The sequence below is a fragment of the uncultured Endozoicomonas sp. genome (assembly GCF_947495845.1).
GTDB lineage: Bacteria > Pseudomonadota > Gammaproteobacteria > Pseudomonadales > Endozoicomonadaceae > Endozoicomonas.
Map to the genome: position 1 here is coordinate 54,158 of NZ_CANMAO010000004.1, position 20,510 is coordinate 74,667.

General features: G+C 48.1%; 17 protein-coding genes. 11 read left to right on the forward strand and 6 right to left on the reverse strand.

What is annotated here, in order from left to right; translation table 11 throughout:
• Positions 1 to 5: 5 nt before the first annotated feature.
• The gene (gene ettA, locus Q1B11_RS04500) at positions 6 to 1,673 is read right to left on the reverse strand and encodes an energy-dependent translational throttle protein EttA (protein ID WP_299728259.1); all 1,668 of its coding nucleotides are present in this window, start codon (positions 1,671 to 1,673) and stop codon (positions 6 to 8) included.
• A 360-nt stretch (positions 1,674 to 2,033) separates the two neighbouring features.
• On the opposite strand from ettA, the gene glyA reads away from it, so the two are divergent.
• Positions 2,034 to 3,299 (forward strand): serine hydroxymethyltransferase, encoded by a 1,266-nt coding sequence (gene glyA / locus Q1B11_RS04505; RefSeq protein WP_299728262.1) that lies wholly within the window; start codon positions 2,034 to 2,036, stop codon positions 3,297 to 3,299.
• A 128-nt stretch (positions 3,300 to 3,427) separates the two neighbouring features.
• Complete coding sequence (gene radA, locus Q1B11_RS04510) at positions 3,428 to 4,801, forward strand: DNA repair protein RadA (protein ID WP_299728265.1); 1,374 nt, start codon at positions 3,428 to 3,430, stop codon at positions 4,799 to 4,801.
• Positions 4,802 to 4,869: 68 nt separating this feature from the next.
• Here the strand turns inward: radA and Q1B11_RS04515 are convergent, their stop codons facing one another.
• The 3 genes from Q1B11_RS04515 to aguB are packed head-to-tail and all read right to left on the reverse strand — an operon-like array spanning position 4,870 to position 8,298.
• On the reverse strand, positions 4,870 to 6,297 hold the full coding sequence (locus Q1B11_RS04515; protein WP_299728268.1) for an NAD-dependent succinate-semialdehyde dehydrogenase: 1,428 nt from the start codon (positions 6,295 to 6,297) through the stop codon (positions 4,870 to 4,872).
• Positions 6,298 to 6,321: 24 nt separating this feature from the next.
• Entirely contained in the window at positions 6,322 to 7,410 is a 1,089-nt protein-coding gene (aguA, locus tag Q1B11_RS04520) for an agmatine deiminase (RefSeq protein WP_299728271.1), read from the reverse strand.
• 18 nt (positions 7,411 to 7,428) lie between these two features.
• The gene (gene aguB, locus Q1B11_RS04525; protein WP_299728274.1) at positions 7,429 to 8,298 is read right to left on the reverse strand and encodes an N-carbamoylputrescine amidase; all 870 of its coding nucleotides are present in this window, start codon (positions 8,296 to 8,298) and stop codon (positions 7,429 to 7,431) included.
• A gap of 765 nt (positions 8,299 to 9,063) precedes the next feature.
• Between aguB and Q1B11_RS04530 the strand changes: the two genes are divergently transcribed.
• The 7 genes from Q1B11_RS04530 (at position 9,064) to Q1B11_RS04560 (ending at position 15,938) form a co-directional block, all read left to right on the forward strand.
• The gene (locus Q1B11_RS04530; RefSeq protein WP_299728277.1) at positions 9,064 to 10,122 is read left to right on the forward strand and encodes an alcohol dehydrogenase family protein; all 1,059 of its coding nucleotides are present in this window, start codon (positions 9,064 to 9,066) and stop codon (positions 10,120 to 10,122) included.
• A gap of 185 nt (positions 10,123 to 10,307) precedes the next feature.
• Positions 10,308 to 10,793: a GNAT family N-acetyltransferase gene (locus tag Q1B11_RS04535; RefSeq protein WP_299728280.1), complete on the forward strand. Its 486-nt coding sequence runs from the start codon at positions 10,308 to 10,310 to the stop codon at positions 10,791 to 10,793.
• A 49-nt stretch (positions 10,794 to 10,842) separates the two neighbouring features.
• The gene (locus tag Q1B11_RS04540; RefSeq protein WP_299728283.1) at positions 10,843 to 11,442 is read left to right on the forward strand and encodes a LysE/ArgO family amino acid transporter; all 600 of its coding nucleotides are present in this window, start codon (positions 10,843 to 10,845) and stop codon (positions 11,440 to 11,442) included.
• Between the two features lie 473 nt (positions 11,443 to 11,915).
• A complete protein-coding gene (locus Q1B11_RS04545; RefSeq protein WP_299728286.1) occupies positions 11,916 to 13,205 on the forward strand; it encodes a dicarboxylate/amino acid:cation symporter in 1,290 nt (429 codons plus the stop codon).
• Between the two features lie 57 nt (positions 13,206 to 13,262).
• Positions 13,263 to 13,898, forward strand: a complete 636-nt coding sequence (gene thiE, locus Q1B11_RS04550) for a thiamine phosphate synthase (protein ID WP_067519428.1) — start codon at positions 13,263 to 13,265, stop codon at positions 13,896 to 13,898.
• A 33-nt stretch (positions 13,899 to 13,931) separates the two neighbouring features.
• The gene (hemL, locus tag Q1B11_RS04555) at positions 13,932 to 15,215 is read left to right on the forward strand and encodes a glutamate-1-semialdehyde 2,1-aminomutase (RefSeq protein ID WP_299728292.1); all 1,284 of its coding nucleotides are present in this window, start codon (positions 13,932 to 13,934) and stop codon (positions 15,213 to 15,215) included.
• 87 nt (positions 15,216 to 15,302) lie between these two features.
• Complete coding sequence (locus Q1B11_RS04560; RefSeq protein WP_299728295.1) at positions 15,303 to 15,938, forward strand: hypothetical protein; 636 nt, start codon at positions 15,303 to 15,305, stop codon at positions 15,936 to 15,938.
• Between the two features lie 27 nt (positions 15,939 to 15,965).
• On the opposite strand, the gene Q1B11_RS04565 is transcribed toward Q1B11_RS04560, so the two are convergent.
• Both Q1B11_RS04565 and Q1B11_RS04570 read right to left on the reverse strand, forming a co-directional pair.
• The gene (locus Q1B11_RS04565; RefSeq protein ID WP_299728298.1) at positions 15,966 to 16,292 is read right to left on the reverse strand and encodes a DUF1820 family protein; all 327 of its coding nucleotides are present in this window, start codon (positions 16,290 to 16,292) and stop codon (positions 15,966 to 15,968) included.
• Between the two features lie 117 nt (positions 16,293 to 16,409).
• Positions 16,410 to 16,580 carry a hypothetical protein gene (locus Q1B11_RS04570; protein ID WP_299728301.1) on the reverse strand — a complete coding sequence of 57 codons (171 nt, stop codon included), beginning with the start codon at positions 16,578 to 16,580 and terminating at the stop codon, positions 16,410 to 16,412.
• Positions 16,581 to 17,328: 748 nt separating this feature from the next.
• Here Q1B11_RS04570 and Q1B11_RS04575 point away from each other — a divergent pair.
• The gene (locus Q1B11_RS04575; protein ID WP_299728304.1) at positions 17,329 to 18,954 is read left to right on the forward strand and encodes an NEL-type E3 ubiquitin ligase domain-containing protein; all 1,626 of its coding nucleotides are present in this window, start codon (positions 17,329 to 17,331) and stop codon (positions 18,952 to 18,954) included.
• A 175-nt stretch (positions 18,955 to 19,129) separates the two neighbouring features.
• Positions 19,130 to 20,479 carry a tRNA (N6-isopentenyl adenosine(37)-C2)-methylthiotransferase MiaB gene (gene miaB / locus Q1B11_RS04580; RefSeq protein WP_299728307.1) on the forward strand — a complete coding sequence of 450 codons (1,350 nt, stop codon included), beginning with the start codon at positions 19,130 to 19,132 and terminating at the stop codon, positions 20,477 to 20,479.
• The last annotated feature ends 31 nt before the right edge of the window (positions 20,480 to 20,510 follow it).

Consider the following 20,510-nt stretch of genomic DNA (forward strand, 5'->3'; position numbering starts at 1 on the left):
AGGGATTAAGCATCAATGCGCTTGTACTTGATACGATGAGGGCCCGCCGCATCTTCACCCAGACGAGCAACACGGTCCGCTTCATACTCGGTGTAGTTACCTTCAAAGAAAGTCACTTTGGAATCACCTTCGTAAGCCAGAATGTGTGTTGCCACACGATCCAGGAACCAGCGATCGTGAGAGATCACCATGGCACAGCCCGGGAATGCAAGCATGGCTTCCTCCAGAGCACGCAGTGTTTCTACGTCCAGATCGTTGGAAGGTTCGTCCAACAGAAGTACATTACCGCCGTCTTTTAATGTCGCTGCCAGTTGTAAACGACCACGCTCACCACCCGACAGTTCACCAACACGTTTCTGCTGATCACCGCCTTTAAAGTTAAAGCGGCCAATATAAGCACGGGAAGGGACTTCGTAGTTGTTGATCTTCAACATATCCTGACCATCAGAGATAGCTTCCCAAACGGTTTTCTTGTCGTCCAATTCATCACGCAACTGTTGTACGTTGGAAATCTTAACTGTGTCACCTAACTCAACGGTTCCGGAGTCTGGCTGTTCCTGACCGGTGATCATTTTGAACAGCGTGGATTTACCCGCACCGTTACCACCGATAATGCCGACAATGGCGCCTTTTGGCACACTGAAGCTCAGGTCATCAATCAACAGACGATCACCAAACCCTTTAGACAGGTTATTCACTTCGATAACCTTGTCACCTAAACGTGGGCCAGGTGGGATGTAGATTTCGTTGGTTTCGTTACGGGTCTGGAACTCCTGAGACTGCATCTCTTCAAAGCGAGCCAGACGAGCCTTGGATTTGGACTGACGACCTTTGGCATTGGAACGCGCCCACTCCAGCTCGTGCTCCATGGCTTTACGACGAGCGTCTTGTTGCTTCTGTTCTCTCTGAAGACGTTCTTCTTTCTGTTCCAGCCAGGAGCTGTAATTACCCTGATAAGGAATGCCTTCACCACGGTCCAGTTCCAGAATCCAGCCGGCAGCGTTATCGAGGAAGTAACGGTCGTGGGTAATGGCCACTACGGTGCCAGGATATTCAACGAGGAAGCGTTCCAGCCAGGCAACGGATTCAGCATCCAAGTGGTTGGTGGGTTCGTCCAGCAACAGCATTTCAGGGCTGGAGAGCAACAAACGGCAAAGCGCTACACGGCGACGCTCACCACCGGACAGGTTGGAAATTGTGGCGTCCCAATCTGGCAGACGCAACGCATCGGCAGCGACTTCCAACTTACGCTCAAGGTTGTGCGCATCGGCAGCCTGAATAATGTTTTCTAACCGTGCCTGCTCCGTAGCCAATGCATCAAAATCCGCATCTGGATCAGCATAAGCGGCATAGACTTCATCCAACCGTTGTTGAGCAGCTTTCACTTCGCCAAGGGCTTCTTCCACCACTTCACGAACAGTTTTCTCTGGATCAAGCGCCGGTTCCTGGGGCAGGTAACCCACGTTCAGGTTGGGCTGAGGGCGGGCTTCGCCATCAAACTCCTGATCAACACCTGCCATGATACGCAACAGGGTGGATTTACCCGCACCATTAAGACCCAGAACACCAATCTTGGCGCCCGGGAAAAAGGAGAGGGAGATGTCTTTTAGAATCTGACGTTTCGGGGGAACGATCTTGCTCACCCGATTCATGGTATAGACGTACTGTGCCATGGCTCTGGGTCTCTATAAGGTATTAAGGGTAAACCGCGGAAAGATACTGGATCGCCCTGATCATAGCAACGGCTTATTCAAAGAGCCATATCCAGTCCGGCTGCAGGTTCACAATCAAGTCATATTAGGACTAACAACAGAAGTAATAGTTCCATCCGGGACGATCCCATTAACATTCACCGCTATAAGCAGATAAAGTACCTGTCAGAGAAGTCTTTTCCCGCCAGTGTGGCGGTTTAGCCTGACTCACAATACAGATGAAGCATTTTCACTGCCGATTTGCTCTCAGCTGTATTAGAATTGCGCTTCACCACCAGATACTGGCTTTTAATAACAAGCAACCACCGTCAGAGGTAATCAATGTTCACGAAGGACATGACCATCGCTGAGTTCGACCCGGAGCTTAAAGCAGCCATTGATGCAGAAACCCTGCGCCAAGAAGAACACATTGAGCTGATCGCCTCCGAAAACTACGCAAGCCCACGGGTTATGGAAGCCCAGGGTTCTGCACTCACTAACAAATACGCCGAAGGTTACCCCGGCAAGCGCTACTACGGTGGCTGCGAGCATGTGGATGTGACCGAGCAACTGGCCATCGACCGTGCCAAAGCACTGTTCGGTGCCAAGTTTGCCAACGTTCAGCCGCACTCTGGCTCTCAGGCCAATGCCGCAGTCTTTATGGCGCTGATCAAGCCGGGCGATACCATTCTGGGCATGAGCCTGGCGCACGGTGGTCACCTGACCCACGGCGCTGGCGTTAGTTTCTCCGGCCGTATTTATAATGCGGTTCAGTACGGAATCACTCCGGACACCGGTGAGCTTGATTACGAAGAAATCGAGCGCATGGCCCTTGAGTACAAGCCAAAGATGATTATTGGCGGTTTCTCTGCGTATTCACGTGTGGTTGACTGGCAGCGCTTCCGCGATATCGCCGACAAAGTAGGTGCTTACCTGCTGGTTGATATGGCACACATTGCCGGTTTGGTTGCTGCTGGGGTTTATCCTTCGCCAGTGGGTATTGCCGACGTTGTCACCACCACCACTCATAAAACGTTGGGTGGTCCTCGTGGTGGTTTGATTCTCGCCAACGACAACGAAGAGATTAACAAGAAGCTGAACTTCGCTGTGTTCCCGGAATCTCAGGGCGGCCCACTTTGCCACGTGATTGCGGCTAAAGCGGTGTGCTTTAAAGAAGCCATGGCCGATGAGTTCAAAACCTATCAGGCTCAGGTGGTTGAAAACGCACGCGCCATGACCAAAGTCATGATGGATCGCGGTATCAAGATTGTTTCCGGCGGAACGGACGATCACCTGTTCCTGATGGACCTGATCGGCAAAGAGTATTCCGGTAAAGATGCCGAAGCTGCTCTCGGCCGTGCCAACATCACCGTGAACAAAAACTCTGTACCAAACGATCCACGTTCACCATTTGTCACCAGTGGTCTGCGTATTGGCTCTCCAGCCATTACCCGCCGTGGTTTCAATGAGCAGGACTCTGCCGCTCTGGCTGGCTGGATCTGCGACGTTCTGGATGGCATGGGTGACGGTTCCGGCGATCCAAAGGTAGAAGCAGAGGTGAAAGCGAAAGTGCTGGAAATCTGTGGTCGACTGCCTGTTTATAAGTAAGTCGTTTTATAGTGCTTGATAAAAAACCGCCATCGGCTTTAGCTGACAGCGGTTTTTTATTGCCCTTAATTTGTCACAAACAATACAGTCCAGTTAGACTGACTTTTTAATTACCAGTCTGACCATCTATGGCCAAAGCAAAATCCCGAAAAGCATACGTTTGTACCGAGTGCGGCAGTGAAGCCAGTAAATGGCAGGGGCAATGTGCCGATTGCAAAGCCTGGAACACCTATAAAGAAATCAATCTTGGCCCAGCGTCTTCTCCCTCTATTGCCGCCAGCAACAAGGCCGGTTTTGCGGGCTCCCTTTCCAGCCTGAAAACCCTGAATGAAGTAGACGTTGAAGAAGCACCCCGTTTTTCCAGTGGCATGGTGGAGTTTGATCGGGTGCTCGGTGGTGGTTTTGTTAAAGGCAGCGCCGTGTTGATTGGTGGTCATCCGGGCGCGGGAAAAAGTACCATCCTTTTACAGGTGCTTTGCCATGTCGCCCAATCCATGAATGCGCTTTATGTGTCTGGTGAAGAATCCCTTCAACAAATTGCTTCCCGTGCTCAACGCCTTGGTTTGCCAACAGACCGACTGAAAATGTTAGCGGAAGTATCTGCAGAAAATATTGTCGCCGTGGCAGAGCAGGAAAAACCGGGCATTATCGTGATCGACTCCATTCAGGTTATGTATATGAATGGCGTCGACTCTGCTCCCGGTGGGGTGGCGCAGGTAAAAGAGTCCGCCGCTTTTCTGACCCGTTATGCCAAACAGACTGGCTGTGTTTTGCTGATTGTTGGTCATGTTACTAAAGATAATTCTCTCGCTGGCCCTATGACCCTTTCTCACATCATTGATACCCAGATTATGCTGGGGAACACTGATGATTCCCGATTTCGTATGATGCGCGCCACGAAAAACCGTTTTGGTCAGGTAAATGAGTTAGGTATTTTTGCCATGACGGAAACGGGTTTGAAGGAAGTGAAAAATCCATCAGCGATCTTCCTTTCCCGCACTCAGGAGCCAACCTCGGGCAGTATTATCTCGGTTCTTTGGGAAGGTACACGACCACTGCTGGTTGAAATTCAGGCATTAGTGGTGGATTCACAATTAGGCAACCCTCGTCGTGTCACCGTCGGCGTAGAACAAAATCGCCTTGCCATGCTGCTGGCGATTCTTACTCGACATGGTGGAATTTTCACCAGTGATCAGGATGTTTTTCTTAACGTTGTGGGCGGTGTAAAAATCTCCGAGACCAGTGCCGACCTTGCCAGTTTATTAGCCGTCGTTTCCAGCTTGCGTGATTCGCCTTTACCACAAGATTTAATTGCTTTTGGCGAAGTCGGTCTGGCCGGCGAAATTCGCCCAGTCGCCAATGGGCAGGAACGAATTATTGAGGCGGTGAAACACGGTTTCAGTCGTGCAATTGTGCCGGCGGCCAATAAACCTCGCAAGCCGATTCCGGGTTTGACCTTAATACCCGTGAATAAGTTATCTGAGGCGCTGGAAGCCATTTAGATTTTTTGTTTAACTGAAAACCTCTTAACCTTCGCTTGCCGGAGATAAAGAGGTTTTAGCCTCCTTGATTAAACTCCGCCATAACATAAATATTTGGTATCCAGATACTCTTCAATCCCCTCTTTACCACCTTCACGACCAAAGCCGGATTGTTTGACACCACCAAAAGGCGCCACTTCTGTGGAGATAATCCCTTCGTTAATCCCCACCATGCCGTATTCCAACGCTTCAGACACTTTAACAATACGACCAATATCACGACTGTAGAAATAAGCTGCCAATCCATAAACGGTGTCGTTTGCTTTTTGAATCAATTCTTCATCGGTTCTGAAACGAATCACCGGAGCCACTGGCCCAAAAATCTCTTCCTGAACAATGTCCATGCTTTGCTCAACATCAGTCAAAACCGTTGGTTCAACAAACAAGCCCTCCCGGGGTGAGCCACCATAAGCTAACGTCGCGCCCTGCTCTACCGCTTTTGCAATCAGCTTATTAATGCCTTCTTTGGCATTCTGATCAATGACTGGGCCGATATTTACACCTTCATCCAAGCCATTACCTATTTTCAGCTGACTGACCGCTTCAATAAATTGCCCCATAAACTGATCATAAACGTCATCGTGCACATAAAGCCGATTCGCACAGACACAAGTCTGCCCGGCATTGCGAAATTTGGAGGCAATGGCACCGGCCACAGCAGCATCAATATCCGCATCATCAAACACCACAAACGGCGCGTTTCCGCCCAATTCCATAGAGACACGCTTTACGGTTTTAGCGCATTGGGCGATCAGCTGGCTGCCAACAGCCGTTGACCCCGTAAACGACATTTTTCTAATAGTTGTACTGTTACAGAAGATTTCTCCCACCAGCCTTGAGGAATGATTCACAACCAACCGGAGAAGATCCTTGGGAATGCCCGCCTGATAAGCAAGCTCGACCACAGCATAAGCAGATAAAGGCGTCTGATTTGCAGGTTTACCGATAAAACTGCAACCTGCTGCCAGCGCAGGCGCGGCTTTGCGGGTAATCATGGCAATAGGAAAATTCCAGGGCGTAATGGCTGATGCGACGCCCACAGGTTGCTTGATGGTCATCAATCTGCGGTCACCGGTGTGCGCAGGAATTGTATCGCCGTAAATTCGCTTACCTTCTTCTGCAAACCACTCAACAAAGGAAGCACCGTAGGCAACTTCACCTTTGGCTTCTACCAATGGTTTGCCCTGCTCCAGAGTCATAATACGACCAAGATCGTCCTGGTTCTCCATCAACAGCTGATACCAATTATTAAGAATGGTTGAACGATGTTTCGCCGTGGTATTTTTCCATTCCTTCTGAGCCAGAGCAGAGCGTTCAATAATGGTATTAATTTCTTCTTCTGTTTGCGTTGGAATATGACACAACAACTCGCCACTGGCAGGGTTAGTGACCGCCAGAGTGGTTTCAGAGGGCTCACATATAAATGCCAGCAAGGCGGTATTTTTGATCTCTTTCATACTAAAAACCTTTACGTTAAGTCGTCATAACAAAGCGGGGATTTGCTGGGTAATGCAGTGAATATTCCCGCCGCCCAACAGAATTTCACGGCCCGGAACACCGATAACCTGATAATCCGGTAGCGCATTCTTCAGCACATCCATCGCACGCTGATCGGTTGTTTCATCTAGCAGAGGCATAACCACGGTTTTGTTAATCATCAGGAAGTTACTGTAAGACGCCGACAGTCGTTCACCAGCTTCACGCTTCATACCTTTGGAGGGTTCGATACTTGAAGCTTCTTCCTCAGTCAGAAACAAAGGACCAGGCACTGGTAACTTGTGTACTTTGATACCACGGCCTTTGGCATCTTCTGTACTGTTCAGCACATCAAGCGCAGCTCGTGAGATGTCATATTGCGGGTCTTCTGGATCATCACACCAGCTGAGCACCACCTCAGCCGGAGCAATCACATGCATCAGGTTATCCACATGACCGTTCGTTTCATCGTTATAGAGCCCCTGAGGAATCCAGATGACTTTGCTGATATTAAGATAGTCTGACAAACGCGATTCAATCTGTGCTTTGGTCAAACTTGGATTACGGCCAACATTTAGAAGACACTCTTCCGTTGTATACAAGGTCCCTTCGCCATCCGTATGAATTGCGCCACCTTCCATAACAAAAGGTGCTTCATAGTGATCAATACCCATCAAGCCACTGATTTTTTCCGCTACCTGATCGTCCTTGTCCCAAGGAAAATACAAGCCATTGGTCAATCCACCCCAGGCATTGAATTGCCAGCTGATGGCCCGGGCTTCCTGCTGATCATTGATCAAAACCGTCGGGCCAAAATCTCTCATCCAGGCATCATTAGTACTCAGCTCAACCACACGAACATGGTCCGGTAACACATAACGGGCGTATTCGTATTGCCCTGCATTAACAGCTACCGACACATTGACCGATTGAGCAATCACCTCAATCACATCCCGAAAGGCCTGTTGTGCTGGTTTTGCGCCGAGCCGCCAGTTGTCGGCTCTTTCGGGCCAGGCCAACCAGACATGTTGCTGAGGCTGGAACTCTGCTGGCCAGAAAAAACCATCCTGTTTAGGAATACCGATACATTTCATCCCTGCAATCCTACTGGTTTACTGGCCTGTCAGAGAATGAAGACGACTGTATAGATCTGGCCTGCGATCACGGAACAGCCCCCAGCTATGTCGTGCTTTAGCCGTTGCCTCCAGATCAATCTCTGCATAGATGATTGTTTCTTCGTTCCGGCCAGCTTCAGCGATTTTCTGCCCCGTGTGATCAGTGATAAATGAAGAACCGTAGAATGTCGTTTCTATACCGTCGTCTACTTCGATACCGGTGCGATTAGCGGCGATGACTGGCACTAGGTTGGCGGCAGAGTGTCCCTGCATGGTTCGTTGCCAGTGACCTTGCGAATCCAGACTTGGTTCCTGTGGTTCAGAGCCAATAGCGGTTGGATAAAAAATGGCTTCAGCACCAGCCAGTGCCAAGCTTCGCGCTAATTCGGGAAACCATTGATCCCAGCAAATACCTGCACCAAAGCGACCAAACTGTGTGTTCCAGACTTTAAAACCTGTATCACCGGGGCTGAAGTAGAATTTCTCGCTGTAACCCGGGCCATCGGGAATATGGGATTTACGATAATTATCCAGAACCGTGCCATCTGCATCGATCATGACCAGCGAGTTAAAAAAACAGTTACCCGCTTTTTCAAAATAGCTGACTGGCAGCACCACATTGTGTTTTTTTGCCAACTCACTCATGGTGCTGATCAAACGACTACTGACTTTTTCTTCAGCCAGTTCAAAGTACGAAGCGACCTGTTCTTTACAGAAATAAGGTGTGGCAAACAGCTCCTGAAGCAAAACGACATTAGCACCCTGAGCCGCAGCTTCTGCAACAGCACTGGACGCTTTTCTTATGTTGTCTTCGAGATCCCAGCTGATGGACAACTGAACAGAGGCAAATGTTATTTTTTTAGCCATATCCGGATTCTCCTTTCTTCTTATTTTCATGGTTAGAGTGAAGGCTCAAAAAGGCAGTCTAAGCCTTCATTTATTGGGCTACTGCCTCTTAAGAAGGTGTCACGAACCCCGTAGGTCAGTAATTCTGTAAGAATTGCCGACATCTCGCAGGCTTCTAGGTGCTGATTGTCGGCAACCCTCTGGGTTACCGACCTACGACTGAGCACCACCAAAATGAGGTATAGCGATAACCTGCTGTCGTTTATTCATTTGAATAACCGCAAATTCTTATTAGTTAGATCATAGAGTCTCTATAGGATCGAATAAACACCACTCTGTTCAATTTATAGAACAACAGCAATTCAAGGCAAGGGATTTCAATCAAATACGTCTTATTAACACTTGAAAAACACAGGAGCTGTAATTTATTTCGAACGGACCATTAAGTACCCGATCATATGAAATCGAATATTTCTGGCTTAGTGGTTAGTTACTATGCAAGGCACATCGGAGTGAGCATAGCCATAGCTATGTAATCGCAGATGTAACGCCGTACGACTGCATGGATGCAGGAGATAGAGCAACGCAGGAGCAAGTTGCCGAGAGTGGCTGCCCACTAAGCCAGAAAATATGGTTTCATATGGTTGGGTACTTAAAGACAAAGAAAAGAAATAACGTCTACTGCAAAAGCATCCTGACACGCTAACAGCCATCTAAAACTGGTGTTTTTATAAACCTTTGAGATTACTATCGTTTTCAGAATAATCCATGGGAAGTTAGATTAAGATGTATAAGATCCCCAAAAAAATGTCTGGCATTCTGCTCAATGGTCATGGCGGGTTTGAGAGCCAAGCATTCAACGACAATATTCCTGTACCAACACCCGGTCACCATGAAGTGCTGATTCGTGTTCATGCCGCGGGTGTGAACAACACCGATATCAATACTCGAATCGGCTGGTATTCAAAGTCCGATGGCAGCAGTGAAGATGCCGGCTGGTCTGGAAACGCACTCAAATTCCCGCGTATTCAAGGTGCGGATATCTGTGGCGTTATTGTTGCTGTCGGAGAAGGCGTTGATGAAAGCCGCATCGGCGAGCGAGTACTTGTGGAACCGTGCTTTCGCGAAAAAGAAGGCAAGGCTCTGGATCATTTTTGGTACATAGGCTCAGAGTGTGATGGCGGTTTTGCCGACTACACCGTTGCGCCATCAAATCATACCTATTCAATTAACTCACCACTGTCTGATATTCAACTGGCTTCTTTTCCCTGTTCATACTCCACAGCAGAAAACCTGCTCACCAAACCGAATGTTAAGTCCAGCGACACGGTTCTGATAACCGGTGCTTCTGGCGGTGTGGGCTCCGCTGCCATTCAGCTGGCGAAAGCCAGAGGGGCAAAAGTGATCGCAGTGACCAGCCCGGCAAAATCAGAAGAGCTGATGAAGCTGGGAGCAGACCAAACGGTTTCCCGTTCAGAAAACATGATTGAAGCCTTGGGCAAAGACAGCGTTGATGTCGTTATTGATCTGGTTGCCGGGGAACACTGGGGAGATCTGCTGGAAGTCATGAAACCCGGCGGCCGATATGCGGTGGCGGGCGCTATTGGTGGCCCAATGGTGCAACTGGATATCCGCACACTGTACCTGAAGGATTTGAGCTTTTTCGGTTGCACACAACTGGCGCCAGAGGTTTTTGCCAATCTTGTACACCATATCGAAGCCGGCAATATCAAACCGCTGGTCGCGCATTCATTCCCTTTAAAAGAAATTGATACTGCTCAAACACTGTTTCTTGAGAAAAAGCACACCGGTAAAATCGTACTCTCGGTAAAAGATAGCCATTAGAACAATCACCTCTGCCAGAATCTGGCAGAGGGTTTCTCATACCAGAATGCCAACAACATTCGATAACGGTCAGTTTATGCTGGGATAGCCCCGTGGTTATTCCCTATCAGCAGAGAGTGATACCAACTCTGTACCTATAGACAGGTAAATAGTAGGGTATTTTAAAAATATAACGGGTTAACAACATGCCGTACTTTATTCGCCCTTCGCGCCCAGAAGACACCGAACAACTTTGGTGGATCTATCAAAGCGCCATCCAAACATTGGGCAAACCTTATTACCGGAACGATCAACTTCAAGCCTGGTCTGGCAGCTTTTCCACTCAATCTGATTTTAATGACTGGCTCGCAAAATCCTCAATTTTTGTTGTGGAAAATGCTGGAATTCCTTTTGGCTTTGCTGGATTTGAAGGCGCTAATGAAGAGAATGGCCGAATTTCTTCACTGTTTGTTCACCCTGAGTACGGCAGGAAAGGTATTGCATCCATGTTACTAGAGCATTTGATGAATCAATTGAAAGATACAGGAAAAACGCTTCTCACCACTGCAGCCTCAGAGCTCTCAAAGCCTCTATTTGAGAAATTCGGTTTTACGGTTAGAGAGATAGAAACCAATACCCTTAGCGGTATAGAGATATCCCGTTACGCGATGGAGTGTCGTCTGATAAGATGACCCACAGATATCTCTGAAGAGCCTAAAAACAAAATAATCAGGTTGTACTGTGTCGGCTTATTTATCCGGTTTCTCTCTAGGCCTTTCCCTTATTCTTGCGATCGGATCTCAAAATGCTTTCGTTATAAAGCAGGGGATAAAAAAACACTATGTATTGTTAATCTGCCTGCTGTGTGCGACTTCTGACGCATTATTAATTGCATTGGGCGTTGCTGGCTTTGGCGCAGTTGTGCAGGAATTCCCACAAATCGAAACCTTCGCTCGATACGGTGGTGCTGCTTTTCTGCTGTTTTATGGTTTGCTTAGTTTTCACTCTGCTTTTACCAAATCCCATTCTTTAGAAGACAGCACCGTCTCTGCAGGATCTGTATGGAAGACAGCTGCCGCTTGCTTGGCATTCACTTGGCTAAACCCACATGTTTACTTGGATACTGTCGTATTGCTGGGTTCTATCTCAACCCAATTCGAAGGTGAACAGCTTCAATTTGGTCTGGGTGCTATGACCGCTTCATTCTGCTTTTTCTTCAGTCTTGGGTATGGCGCACGATTACTGTCTCCTTTATTCAAGAAACCAATTGCATGGAAGATATTGGAAGTTTTTGTTGGGCTTACTATGCTCACCATTGCCGCTTCGCTGGCTATATTTTAAGCTTGAATCGACAACAGATTAACTCCTAACTTCTTCCGAGATTATCGCAAAACCCCAAACATCTCGTTCCCATGCTTCGAGGGTGTCGCAAAACTCCAGAAACCTCGTTCCCATGCTTCGCGTGGGAATGCATATCATCAAATATTCAAAGAAATAGATGTATGTGGTTTTGCGACAAACCAGAAGCTTAATCAACATTTCTTGTATTGATGGGCAACATAGGAAAAATAACCAAAGGTCCGGTCTCGCCAAATCGCTGTCTTCCCCACCACCAGCTCAATATCTTATCGTTTCTTCCATATAAGTGATTTCCGAAATCGAACAAATATACCAGAAAATCCCATCTAAAATAGTGCCTTACCATAAAATTACACCAATTATTAATAATTGCTTGGAACTTGTTTCTGAAAAATGTTTCTAAGGAGTAAGGGAACAGGATATGCGAATCGGTTTTAACTGACTTTGGAGAGCGTATGCATCAGAAGAATCTAGCCCCGCAGATAGTAATAGCTCTGACACTGGGAGTTCTGTCAGGCTGTTTCATACAGCTGTTTACCTCTCCAGAAGGGGTAGCACAAACTTATTTAGTCCACGGCCTGTTTCATGCGGTCGGAAGTATGTTCGTGGCCATGATCAAAATGCTGGTTGTGCCTTTGATCTTTATTTCCATTGTTCATGCCGTCTGCAGTTTGAATGACATCGCTCAGGTCGGGAAGCTCGGTGCCAAGACCTTTGGTATTTATATCACCAATACCATACTGGCGATTATTTCAACTATTGTTATTGCCTTGATCATTGCCCCAGGCTCCAGCGCCAATCTCGGTTATATTGCAAACGCCGCACAAACAAGCGACGCCGAGCTACCTTCAATATTAAATATGATCATCAACATTGTACCTGTAAACCCGTTTCAGGCGGTGGTTGAAGGTAATATTCTCCAGATTCTCTTCATCGCCATCATGACTGGTATTGCTATCAAAAAGCTGGAGAATCACGAGACACACAGCGTCAGCAATGCATTTTCACTGGCTAACAGCGTCATGATGAAGCTGATTGGCATGGTCATGAGCCTTGCTCCGATAGGTGTATTCTTCCTCACTGCAAAACTAGCAGCCACTCTTAATGGTGCCAGTATTCTTAGTGTTCTTTCCTATGTGGCAACAGGCATTGCCGTCATGTGTCTTTGGTTGTATGTGATTTATCCAGTAGTGGTTGGTCTGGTTCTGAAAAAATCGCCTACATTCTTTATTCAGAATACCAAAGAACAGGTCATGTTTGCCGTCTCCACTGCCAGCTCTAATGCCTCAATCCCAATCACCTACCAGACACTGACCAACAAATTCAAAATCTCTGAAGCCATTGCCAGCTTCACCGTCCCTCTTGGCGCCACCATCAATATGTCTGGCTCTGCTATTTACATGAGTGTGGCCGCTATTTTTGTTGCCAATGCCTGGAATGTAGATCTGACAATCGTTGAGCTGGTCACTATGGGTTTCACAATACTGCTGCTGGCGATTGCTACCGGCGGTGTTCCTGCCGGTGCCGCTGTGTCTACTGGTGTATTACTGCAGACCATGGGTTTGCCTATGGAAGCCATGGCCATCATTCTCGCCACAGACCGTATTATGGATGCAGGGTGCACCGTGGTGAATGTAGTGGGTAACACGGTAGCAGGCATTTTCTGTTCAATGGGAGAGCCTGAAATCGTGGAAGAAACATCCGGTAACGAAGCCGAAATACAAAGCAGGCCGGATTTTTGCTAAAAAGACACCGGGAAAGCTGGTATATTCTGCCAGTTATTTCGCGATTGGGTATAGACCATGCATAGATTTCACGGCCTGTACGGTGTCACCGACAGTCAGCTTCAGCCCGATGACAGAATTCTGATCGAAACGGTGGAACAGGCCTTAGCCGGCGGAATGAAGGTACTTCAGTACCGCGATAAAAGCCTGGATGCCGGTAAGCGGCTTCGTCAGGCTGGCGCCCTGAAAGTGCTCTGCCACCAGCATCAAGCCCTTCTGATCATTAATGATGATATTGAGCTGGCATTGGACGTTGAAGCAGACGGCGTTCACCTTGGCCAACAAGATGAAAGCATTGCTCTGGCCAGAGAAAAGCTGGGCGACTACGCCATCATAGGTGTCAGCTGCGAGAACTCTCTGGATAAAGCCAGAATCGCTACTGAACAAGGCGCAAGCTATATTGCCTTCGGAAAATTCTTCCCTTCCCGTACCAAGCCTGATGCTAAAAGTGCAGAGCTTTCCATCATTACCGAAGCAAAAACACAGTTTGATATTCCCGTTGTTGCCATTGGTGGAATCACTGTTGACAATGCCCCCCAAGTTATTGCTGCTGGCACAGACATGGTAGCCGTGGTCAATAACCTGTTTGCAGCCCAGAACATCAGAGAACGTTCAGAGCAATTTATCAGACTGTTTAATAAACAACCTGCTTAAGCGATTCCACTAACAGAATAAAGGATGATCCAGATGTCTCGCTCAGAAGACCTGTTTGCAGACGCCCAGACTGTAATTCCCGGAGGTGTAAACTCTCCGGTAAGAGCCTTCAAAGGTGTTGGGGGCAAGCCCATCTTCTTTAAAAAAGCCCGGGGCGCTCATCTCCACGATGTGGATGGCAAAGAGTACATCGACTACATCGGTTCCTGGGGCCCGATGATTCTTGGCCATAACCACCCTGATGTGATTGCCGCCGTCCGTGATCAGGCGTTGGCAGGGCTGAGCTTTGGCGCACCCACTGAGCTGGAAACGCGGCTGGCCAAAATGGTTCGTGACATGGTGCCGTCCATGGAGCTGCTGCGTATGGTCAACTCGGGTACTGAAGCCACCATGAGTGCCATCCGTCTGGCTCGTGGCTTTACTGGCCGGGATCGCATTGTCAAGTTTGAAGGCTGTTATCACGGTCACTCCGACTCCCTGCTGGTGAAAGCCGGTTCTGGCGCACTGACTCTTGGTGTTCCTAACTCACCCGGTGTGCCCGCAGTACTGGCAGAAAAAACCATTACGCTGTCTTATAACGACCTTTCTGAAGTGGAAGACACGTTCCGCCAGATGGGCGACGAGATTGCCTGCATTATCATCGAGCCTGTTGCTGGCAACATGAACTGCATCCCACCAGCCCCAGGGTTTCTGGAAGGCTTGAGAAAAATCTGCGATGAGTACGAAACGGTTCTGATTTTCGATGAAGTGATGACCGGCTTTCGTGTGGCATTAGGTGGCGCTCAAGAGTACTACGGTGTGAAACCCGATTTGACCACTCTGGGTAAAATCATCGGTGGTGGTTTACCCGTTGGCGCGTTTGGCGGCCGTAAAGAGATCATGGAACACTTGGCGCCTCTGGGTCCGGTTTATCAGGCGGGTACGCTTTCCGGTAATCCGCTGGCCATGGCTGCAGGCCTGGCCACGCTTGAAAACCTGTCCACCCACGGCTTCCATGAAACCCTGACTGAAAAAGCCGCCATCCTGCTGGCAGGGCTGAAAGAAAAAGCACAGGCAGCAGGCATTCCATTTACCACATCTCAGGTGGGTGGCATGTTTGGGCTGTTCTTCACAGAGCAGGAAACTGTCGACTGCTTTGCCAAAGTCATGGCTTGCGACGCTGATCGCTACGCCAAATTTTTCCATGCCATGCTGGATAATGGTGTTTACCTTGCGCCTTCTGCTTTCGAAGCCGGGTTTATTTCCATTGCCCATGGTCAGGCAGAGTTAGATGCCACTATCAATGCTGCAGAAAAGGCTTTTGCTAAACTCGCTTGACGCTTGATCATATAAACCCTTCGTCGCATTTTGTATAACATACGACGAAGGTAATTTAACAGTTAATGAACGTGTGGTTGTACCAACTTGCTAACAATGAGTTCTCTGGCGTTATCGGATGCTATTCTGGCTCTGGCCTGCCTGTTTGCCGTTTTTATGATGGCTCAGCAAAAAGCGTTTGCCGACCTTCATAAAGGTTCTGCAACCGCCGCACTGATTGGCTTTATATTAATGGGTCTTGCTTCCATTGTTGGCAGTTTGCGCTATGGTTTTTCCAATATCTGGGCATCACCCCATGAAATGCTGTCCAACGCTGCGATGTACATGGCACCCCCACTTATCGGCATTGCTACCATCTTGGGTGTTTCCACTAAAGCATGGAACAAACCCATCTGGGGAAAGCTGATCATCGGAATTTGTCTGATGTATGAAGTCTCCCGCTGGTATGGCATGGATATCATTTACCGCGACCTTCAGAACACCGTTTTACTGCTGATTATTGTGTATTCGGTGTTCCGCAACGCCATCGATAACAATGCGCGCTGGCTGGTGCTCACTGGTGTATCCAGCTATTTCATTGGTGCTCTGATTATTGGTACGGAAGGCACTCTGGCGGGGTATTTAAGGCTGGATTTATTCCGTTACCTGATCGGCCTTGGCAACTTGTTAATGGGCACAGGGCTTTATTTTGTGTTTAAGGATCGCACTAAACAAACGCTGTAAACCCCGCTAAAATGCGGGGTATTGTCATCAATCCCTTGCCGGCAGATGAGGCATCACAGGAAAAGGTCGAACATTATCGCCCTTTGCTTCAGACACCTTACCGGCGCCCTCTTTCTCCACTTCATCGATCCGAATAATGGTATTCAGTGGAATATAGCTGCGCTTAACGCCTTCAAAAGCAGCCTTCAGTTTTTCTTCGCCCGGATCAACCAACAGCTGGCTGCGCTCACCAAAGACAAACTCTTCTACTTCAATAAAACCCCACAGCTCACTTTGAAAAATCTGCCGTGCATAAATCTCAAACACTTCGCCCTGGTTTTGGAAGATTACTTTGAATATTGGGGTTTTCAACATATATCGCTATTACCAGTCAAGCCCTGCCATAACAGAACAGAAAAAGGGGAATAATAATAACACAAAGGACAAACTCCAGAAGCGAATAAAAAAGTAGGTATTTAATGACCTTTCTACTCAGTAATAACGTGCCTTACTGCTATGCATAGCAGCCCTGCCCATTATGTTAGCTGCACTTACCTGGTTGTTAGCGATTTCTACAACAAATTCCTCTATCTTTTTACCTAAATTCAGCAGTTGGATGCGGTTTTTCTGGAAAATTTCAGCGTTCTTAGCAAGGCGCGTCATGCGACCAATGGCCGTAGTCCTTGGCAAATGACGCAACGCAACGCAGCGGAGGGCGCTGAAATTTTTCAGAAAACCGCAGAGCGTTATCTCAGGTCACCCAAAAGGTGAACAGCCAATTCTGCGTAGAGCTTTTATTCCTGAAGCCTACAGAGAATTTCAAGCGGCCAACTGCTGAATTTAGGTTTAAACAGGCAAAAGAAATAATCACAAACGGCTCTGCTCGCAGCAATAGTGGAAGGCTCGATTTTTACCATTATCCCGAGGTGCGGATAGGCATCTGAGTTATTTCAATGATTTTTCCACTACATTCTGAAACAGTGCCATCAGAAACGCTTACGGAGAAAGGAGAACCCCAATGCATCCCATTAACACATCATCAACAGCGAATGAAACCAATCAGACCAATTTACCAGCCCCCGACCTTCAGGCTAATACAACTCAGGAGAGATATACGCCAGAGCCGGCACCTGGATCAGGTCCGGAGATAAGAAATCTCTCCGATCGGGACGCTGCCGGTTGTACCCGCACCACGCCTTCTAGCTCGGGTGCCCTGGATCAAAGCGTCAAGCTTACAGCTGACGATTTCAAGAAAATGATGCGCGAGAATACCTTTTCTACTGGGGTTATTTATGAGGTAGACGGAAAAATTACTATAGCGTCTGAAAAGGATTCCATTGTATTCCCGGAAAAACTGTCATGTTCCAAACTCAAAGTGAACAGAGCATCAAATGTTCAGAAACTACCAAAAGTGCTCAAAGCCAACTCCCAGCTTGATATCTTGAACTGTCCAACCATTAATTTTACTGGCACAGAAGAACTGTTGAGTAGTGACATTCATATTGCTTGCTGTGAAGCTGTAACGACCCTTCCGGACTCGCTCAACTCCCATAATGTGACGCTGCGCCAATGCAAAAATCTGAAACAATTTCCCAAAAAGCGATTATGCATCTACGACCGTCTCGAGATTTCAGGATGCCATGAAATTAAAAGCTTGCCTTATAACCACTACAAGTATTTACAAGACAATAATGTTCAAAACCCTGAAGGCACGGCCTCGTATAACATGAGGCACAATGAAACACATGAAGGTAATTTTATTTCAGGGGAAATAGAATTGAATAACTGTTCTGGTTTAACACACCTGCCAGATGGTTTTTCTACCCCGGACGATTTAATGATTAAATCTTGCAGAAACCTTGATTCATTGCCGGACGATTTGGATGTGGATGGCCAGCTTTTTCTTTCAGACATTCCCCTTCAAACCTTGCCTCGCCACCTAAAACTCGGAAGGAATCTCATACTTCGTAATGTGCCCAACCTCACAGCCTTACCCAATAATATCTTTGATCTGGGCCCTGGGAAATATGGGGAACGAACCATCAGCCTGGAGAACACCGGGCTTTCAACCGAGATCCTGGAAAATCTGCAAACTATTGATGCGCCGGGTATCCGATTTCAGATTTCCATGCCACACAGCAAACCTGTTGAAACCTTTGATAATCTGCATACCGCCTGGAAATTCTGGGCAGCTCACGCCGATGTAAAGACTGACTGCCCTCTGCTAGAACTCAAGCAAGATGAAATAAAGAGTCTGCGCGACTACCTTAGTCAGCTGACCTCTACCCGGGAATTTACCAACGTAAAAACTAAAAACCCGCTTGCAGTGCGAGTGATCAACCTCATAGAAGCACTGGCCAAGGGTGGCGAAAAGTTTAAAAATGCTGTCATTTATCAAGTCTTTAGTGCTCAGGCTTCATGTACTGACCGGGCGATTCTGGGCATGGATGAAATCGAAACGTTTATACAGGAAACCAAAGCTGAACAAGACGCTCTGAATAATGATAATCCAATCTCACTTCGCACATTTGCGCGCCAGAAGATGCTATTAACTCATGTAAACCAGCTTGCACGGGAGCATATGAAAACGCTGAAGGCCGTCGATGAGGTCGAAGTGGAACTCGCATTTCAAATTGGCCTGCGCGAGAAGCTTGGCCTTCCCGGCAATACCAGTCAGATGAAATACAGGCGTCTTTCGGGTGTATCCGACGAAGATATCGAAAAAGCCTACACCACCGTTACTCAGCATTGTGATGAGAAAGCCTTCGAAGCCTTCCTCAAAACCTACACACCCTGGCAAAAATATCAGCGAATGAAATCAACGCCTGGTTTTTCGTCACTGGTCGCGCTTAAAACTGAAAATATCGGAAGTTGCCAACTGACACATGTTAACAGTGACCAGATGGTGCTTCTCGGTGGAAAACAGCTAAGTTATGAATGCCTTCAAAGTCAGTACATGAATACTGGTCGCAACCCATACACAAACCAGCCTCTGGACTGGACAACAGTGAAACGCCTGGAAAAAACTGTGGAATAGACCGCAGTCTTTTTCCTGTTTCCGAGGGACACTGTGACTATCATACTGTCAGTCTGACGGCTATAATGCTCGGTTTATTAACAGCAGGCTTAACCTCAACGGTAGGTTTGAGCCTGATCGGAGTTCTGCGTCTTAGTTTATTCAGGCTCCCGAGCACAGGCCAGTAAAGTGTGACATGAGCAAAAAACTGTATATCAAAACCCACGGTTGTCAGATGAACGAGTACGATTCAGCCCGTATGGCAGATCTGCTCGGCGAAACCCATACTCTGGAGCTGACAGACAATCCTGAAGAGGCCGATGTACTGCTGGTCAACACCTGCTCTGTGCGGGAAAAAGCCCAGGAGAAACTCTTTCACCAGCTGGGCCGCTGGCGCAAACTGAAAGAAAAGAATCCGGACCTGATCATTGGTGTGGGCGGCTGCGTTGCCAGTCAGGAAGGGGAAGAAATTCGCAAGCGCGCACCCCAGGTAGACGTGGTCTTTGGTCCACAAACCCTGCATCGCCTGCCGGATATGATTGATGCAACACAATCCAATCAAATCCCCGTGGTAGACGTCACCTTCCCGGAAATCGAGAAGTTTGACCGCCTGCCAGAGCCCAGTGTGGACGGCCCAAGCGCCTTCGTATCCATTATGGAAGGCTGCGACAAATACTGCACTTACTGCATCGTTCCCTACACCCGCGGTGCCGAAATCAGCCGCCCTATGGATGATGTCATCGCTGAATGTTTTGGCCTGGCGGAAAAAGGCGTTCGGGAAATCAACCTGCTGGGGCAGAACGTTAATGCCTTCCGTGGTGAAAAGCACGACGGCTCTTTTTGCGATCTGGCGGAACTGATCACCGTCGTTGCTGCCATTGATGGCATCGATCGAATCCGCTTCACCACCTCACACCCTCTTGAGTTCTCCGACAGCCTGGTCAACGTCTATGCCGAAGTCCCTGAACTGGTGAGTCATCTGCACCTGCCAGTGCAAAGTGGTTCTAATCGTATTCTGCAGTTGATGAAGCGGGAACACACTTCTGATGATTACCTGAGAAAAATCCGCCAGCTGCTGACCATTCGTCCAGACTTGCGTATTTCTTCCGACTTTATCGTCGGCTTCCCCGGCGAAACCGATCAGGACTTCGAAGACACCATGAACCTCATTGCCGAAGTGGGCTTCGACGCTTCCTTCAGTTTTATCTACAGCAAGCGTCCGGGCACTCCCGCTTCTGATATGCCTGATGATGTATCTGAACAAACCAAAAAGCAGCGTCTGGCGATTCTGCAGGATCGAATCAATCAGCAGGTAGCTCAGATCAGCCGCCGACTGGTTGGTAGCACCCAGAAGATTCTGGTGACGGGTTACTCTAAAAAAGACCCGGGCCAACTCTCTGGTCGCACAGAGTGCAACCGAGTGGTGAACTTCCAGTGCACCGATCCGCGCCTGATTGGTCGTTTTGCCGATGTGGAAGTTGTTGAAGCACTGCCACACTCCCTGCGTGGAACTTTGATTCGCTCCGAATTGGAAAGTGCTGCGTAACAAAAGCCTAAACAGGTGTTTTTATCGATTT

Excerpts from the sequence above, each read along its gene's own strand:
- miaB (WP_299728307.1), top strand. The coding sequence starts at position 19,130 with ATGAGCAAAAAACTGTATATCAAAACCCACGGTTGTCAGATGAACGAG.
- Q1B11_RS04565 (WP_299728298.1), bottom strand. The coding sequence starts at position 16,292 with ATGTTGAAAACCCCAATATTCAAAGTAATCTTCCAAAACCAGGGCGAA.
- radA (WP_299728265.1), top strand. The coding sequence starts at position 3,428 with ATGGCCAAAGCAAAATCCCGAAAAGCATACGTTTGTACCGAGTGCGGC.
- glyA (WP_299728262.1), top strand. The coding sequence starts at position 2,034 with ATGTTCACGAAGGACATGACCATCGCTGAGTTCGACCCGGAGCTTAAA.
- aguA (WP_299728271.1), bottom strand. The coding sequence starts at position 7,410 with ATGAAATGTATCGGTATTCCTAAACAGGATGGTTTTTTCTGGCCAGCA.
- Q1B11_RS04530 (WP_299728277.1), top strand. The coding sequence starts at position 9,064 with ATGTATAAGATCCCCAAAAAAATGTCTGGCATTCTGCTCAATGGTCAT.
- ettA (WP_299728259.1), bottom strand. The coding sequence starts at position 1,673 with ATGGCACAGTACGTCTATACCATGAATCGGGTGAGCAAGATCGTTCCC.
- Q1B11_RS04515 (WP_299728268.1), bottom strand. The coding sequence starts at position 6,297 with ATGAAAGAGATCAAAAATACCGCCTTGCTGGCATTTATATGTGAGCCC.
- aguB (WP_299728274.1), bottom strand. The coding sequence starts at position 8,298 with ATGGCTAAAAAAATAACATTTGCCTCTGTTCAGTTGTCCATCAGCTGG.
- Q1B11_RS04545 (WP_299728286.1), top strand. The coding sequence starts at position 11,916 with ATGCATCAGAAGAATCTAGCCCCGCAGATAGTAATAGCTCTGACACTG.
- thiE (WP_067519428.1), top strand. The coding sequence starts at position 13,263 with ATGCATAGATTTCACGGCCTGTACGGTGTCACCGACAGTCAGCTTCAG.
- Q1B11_RS04570 (WP_299728301.1), bottom strand. The coding sequence starts at position 16,580 with ATGACGCGCCTTGCTAAGAACGCTGAAATTTTCCAGAAAAACCGCATC.
- hemL (WP_299728292.1), top strand. The coding sequence starts at position 13,932 with ATGTCTCGCTCAGAAGACCTGTTTGCAGACGCCCAGACTGTAATTCCC.
- Q1B11_RS04535 (WP_299728280.1), top strand. The coding sequence starts at position 10,308 with ATGCCGTACTTTATTCGCCCTTCGCGCCCAGAAGACACCGAACAACTT.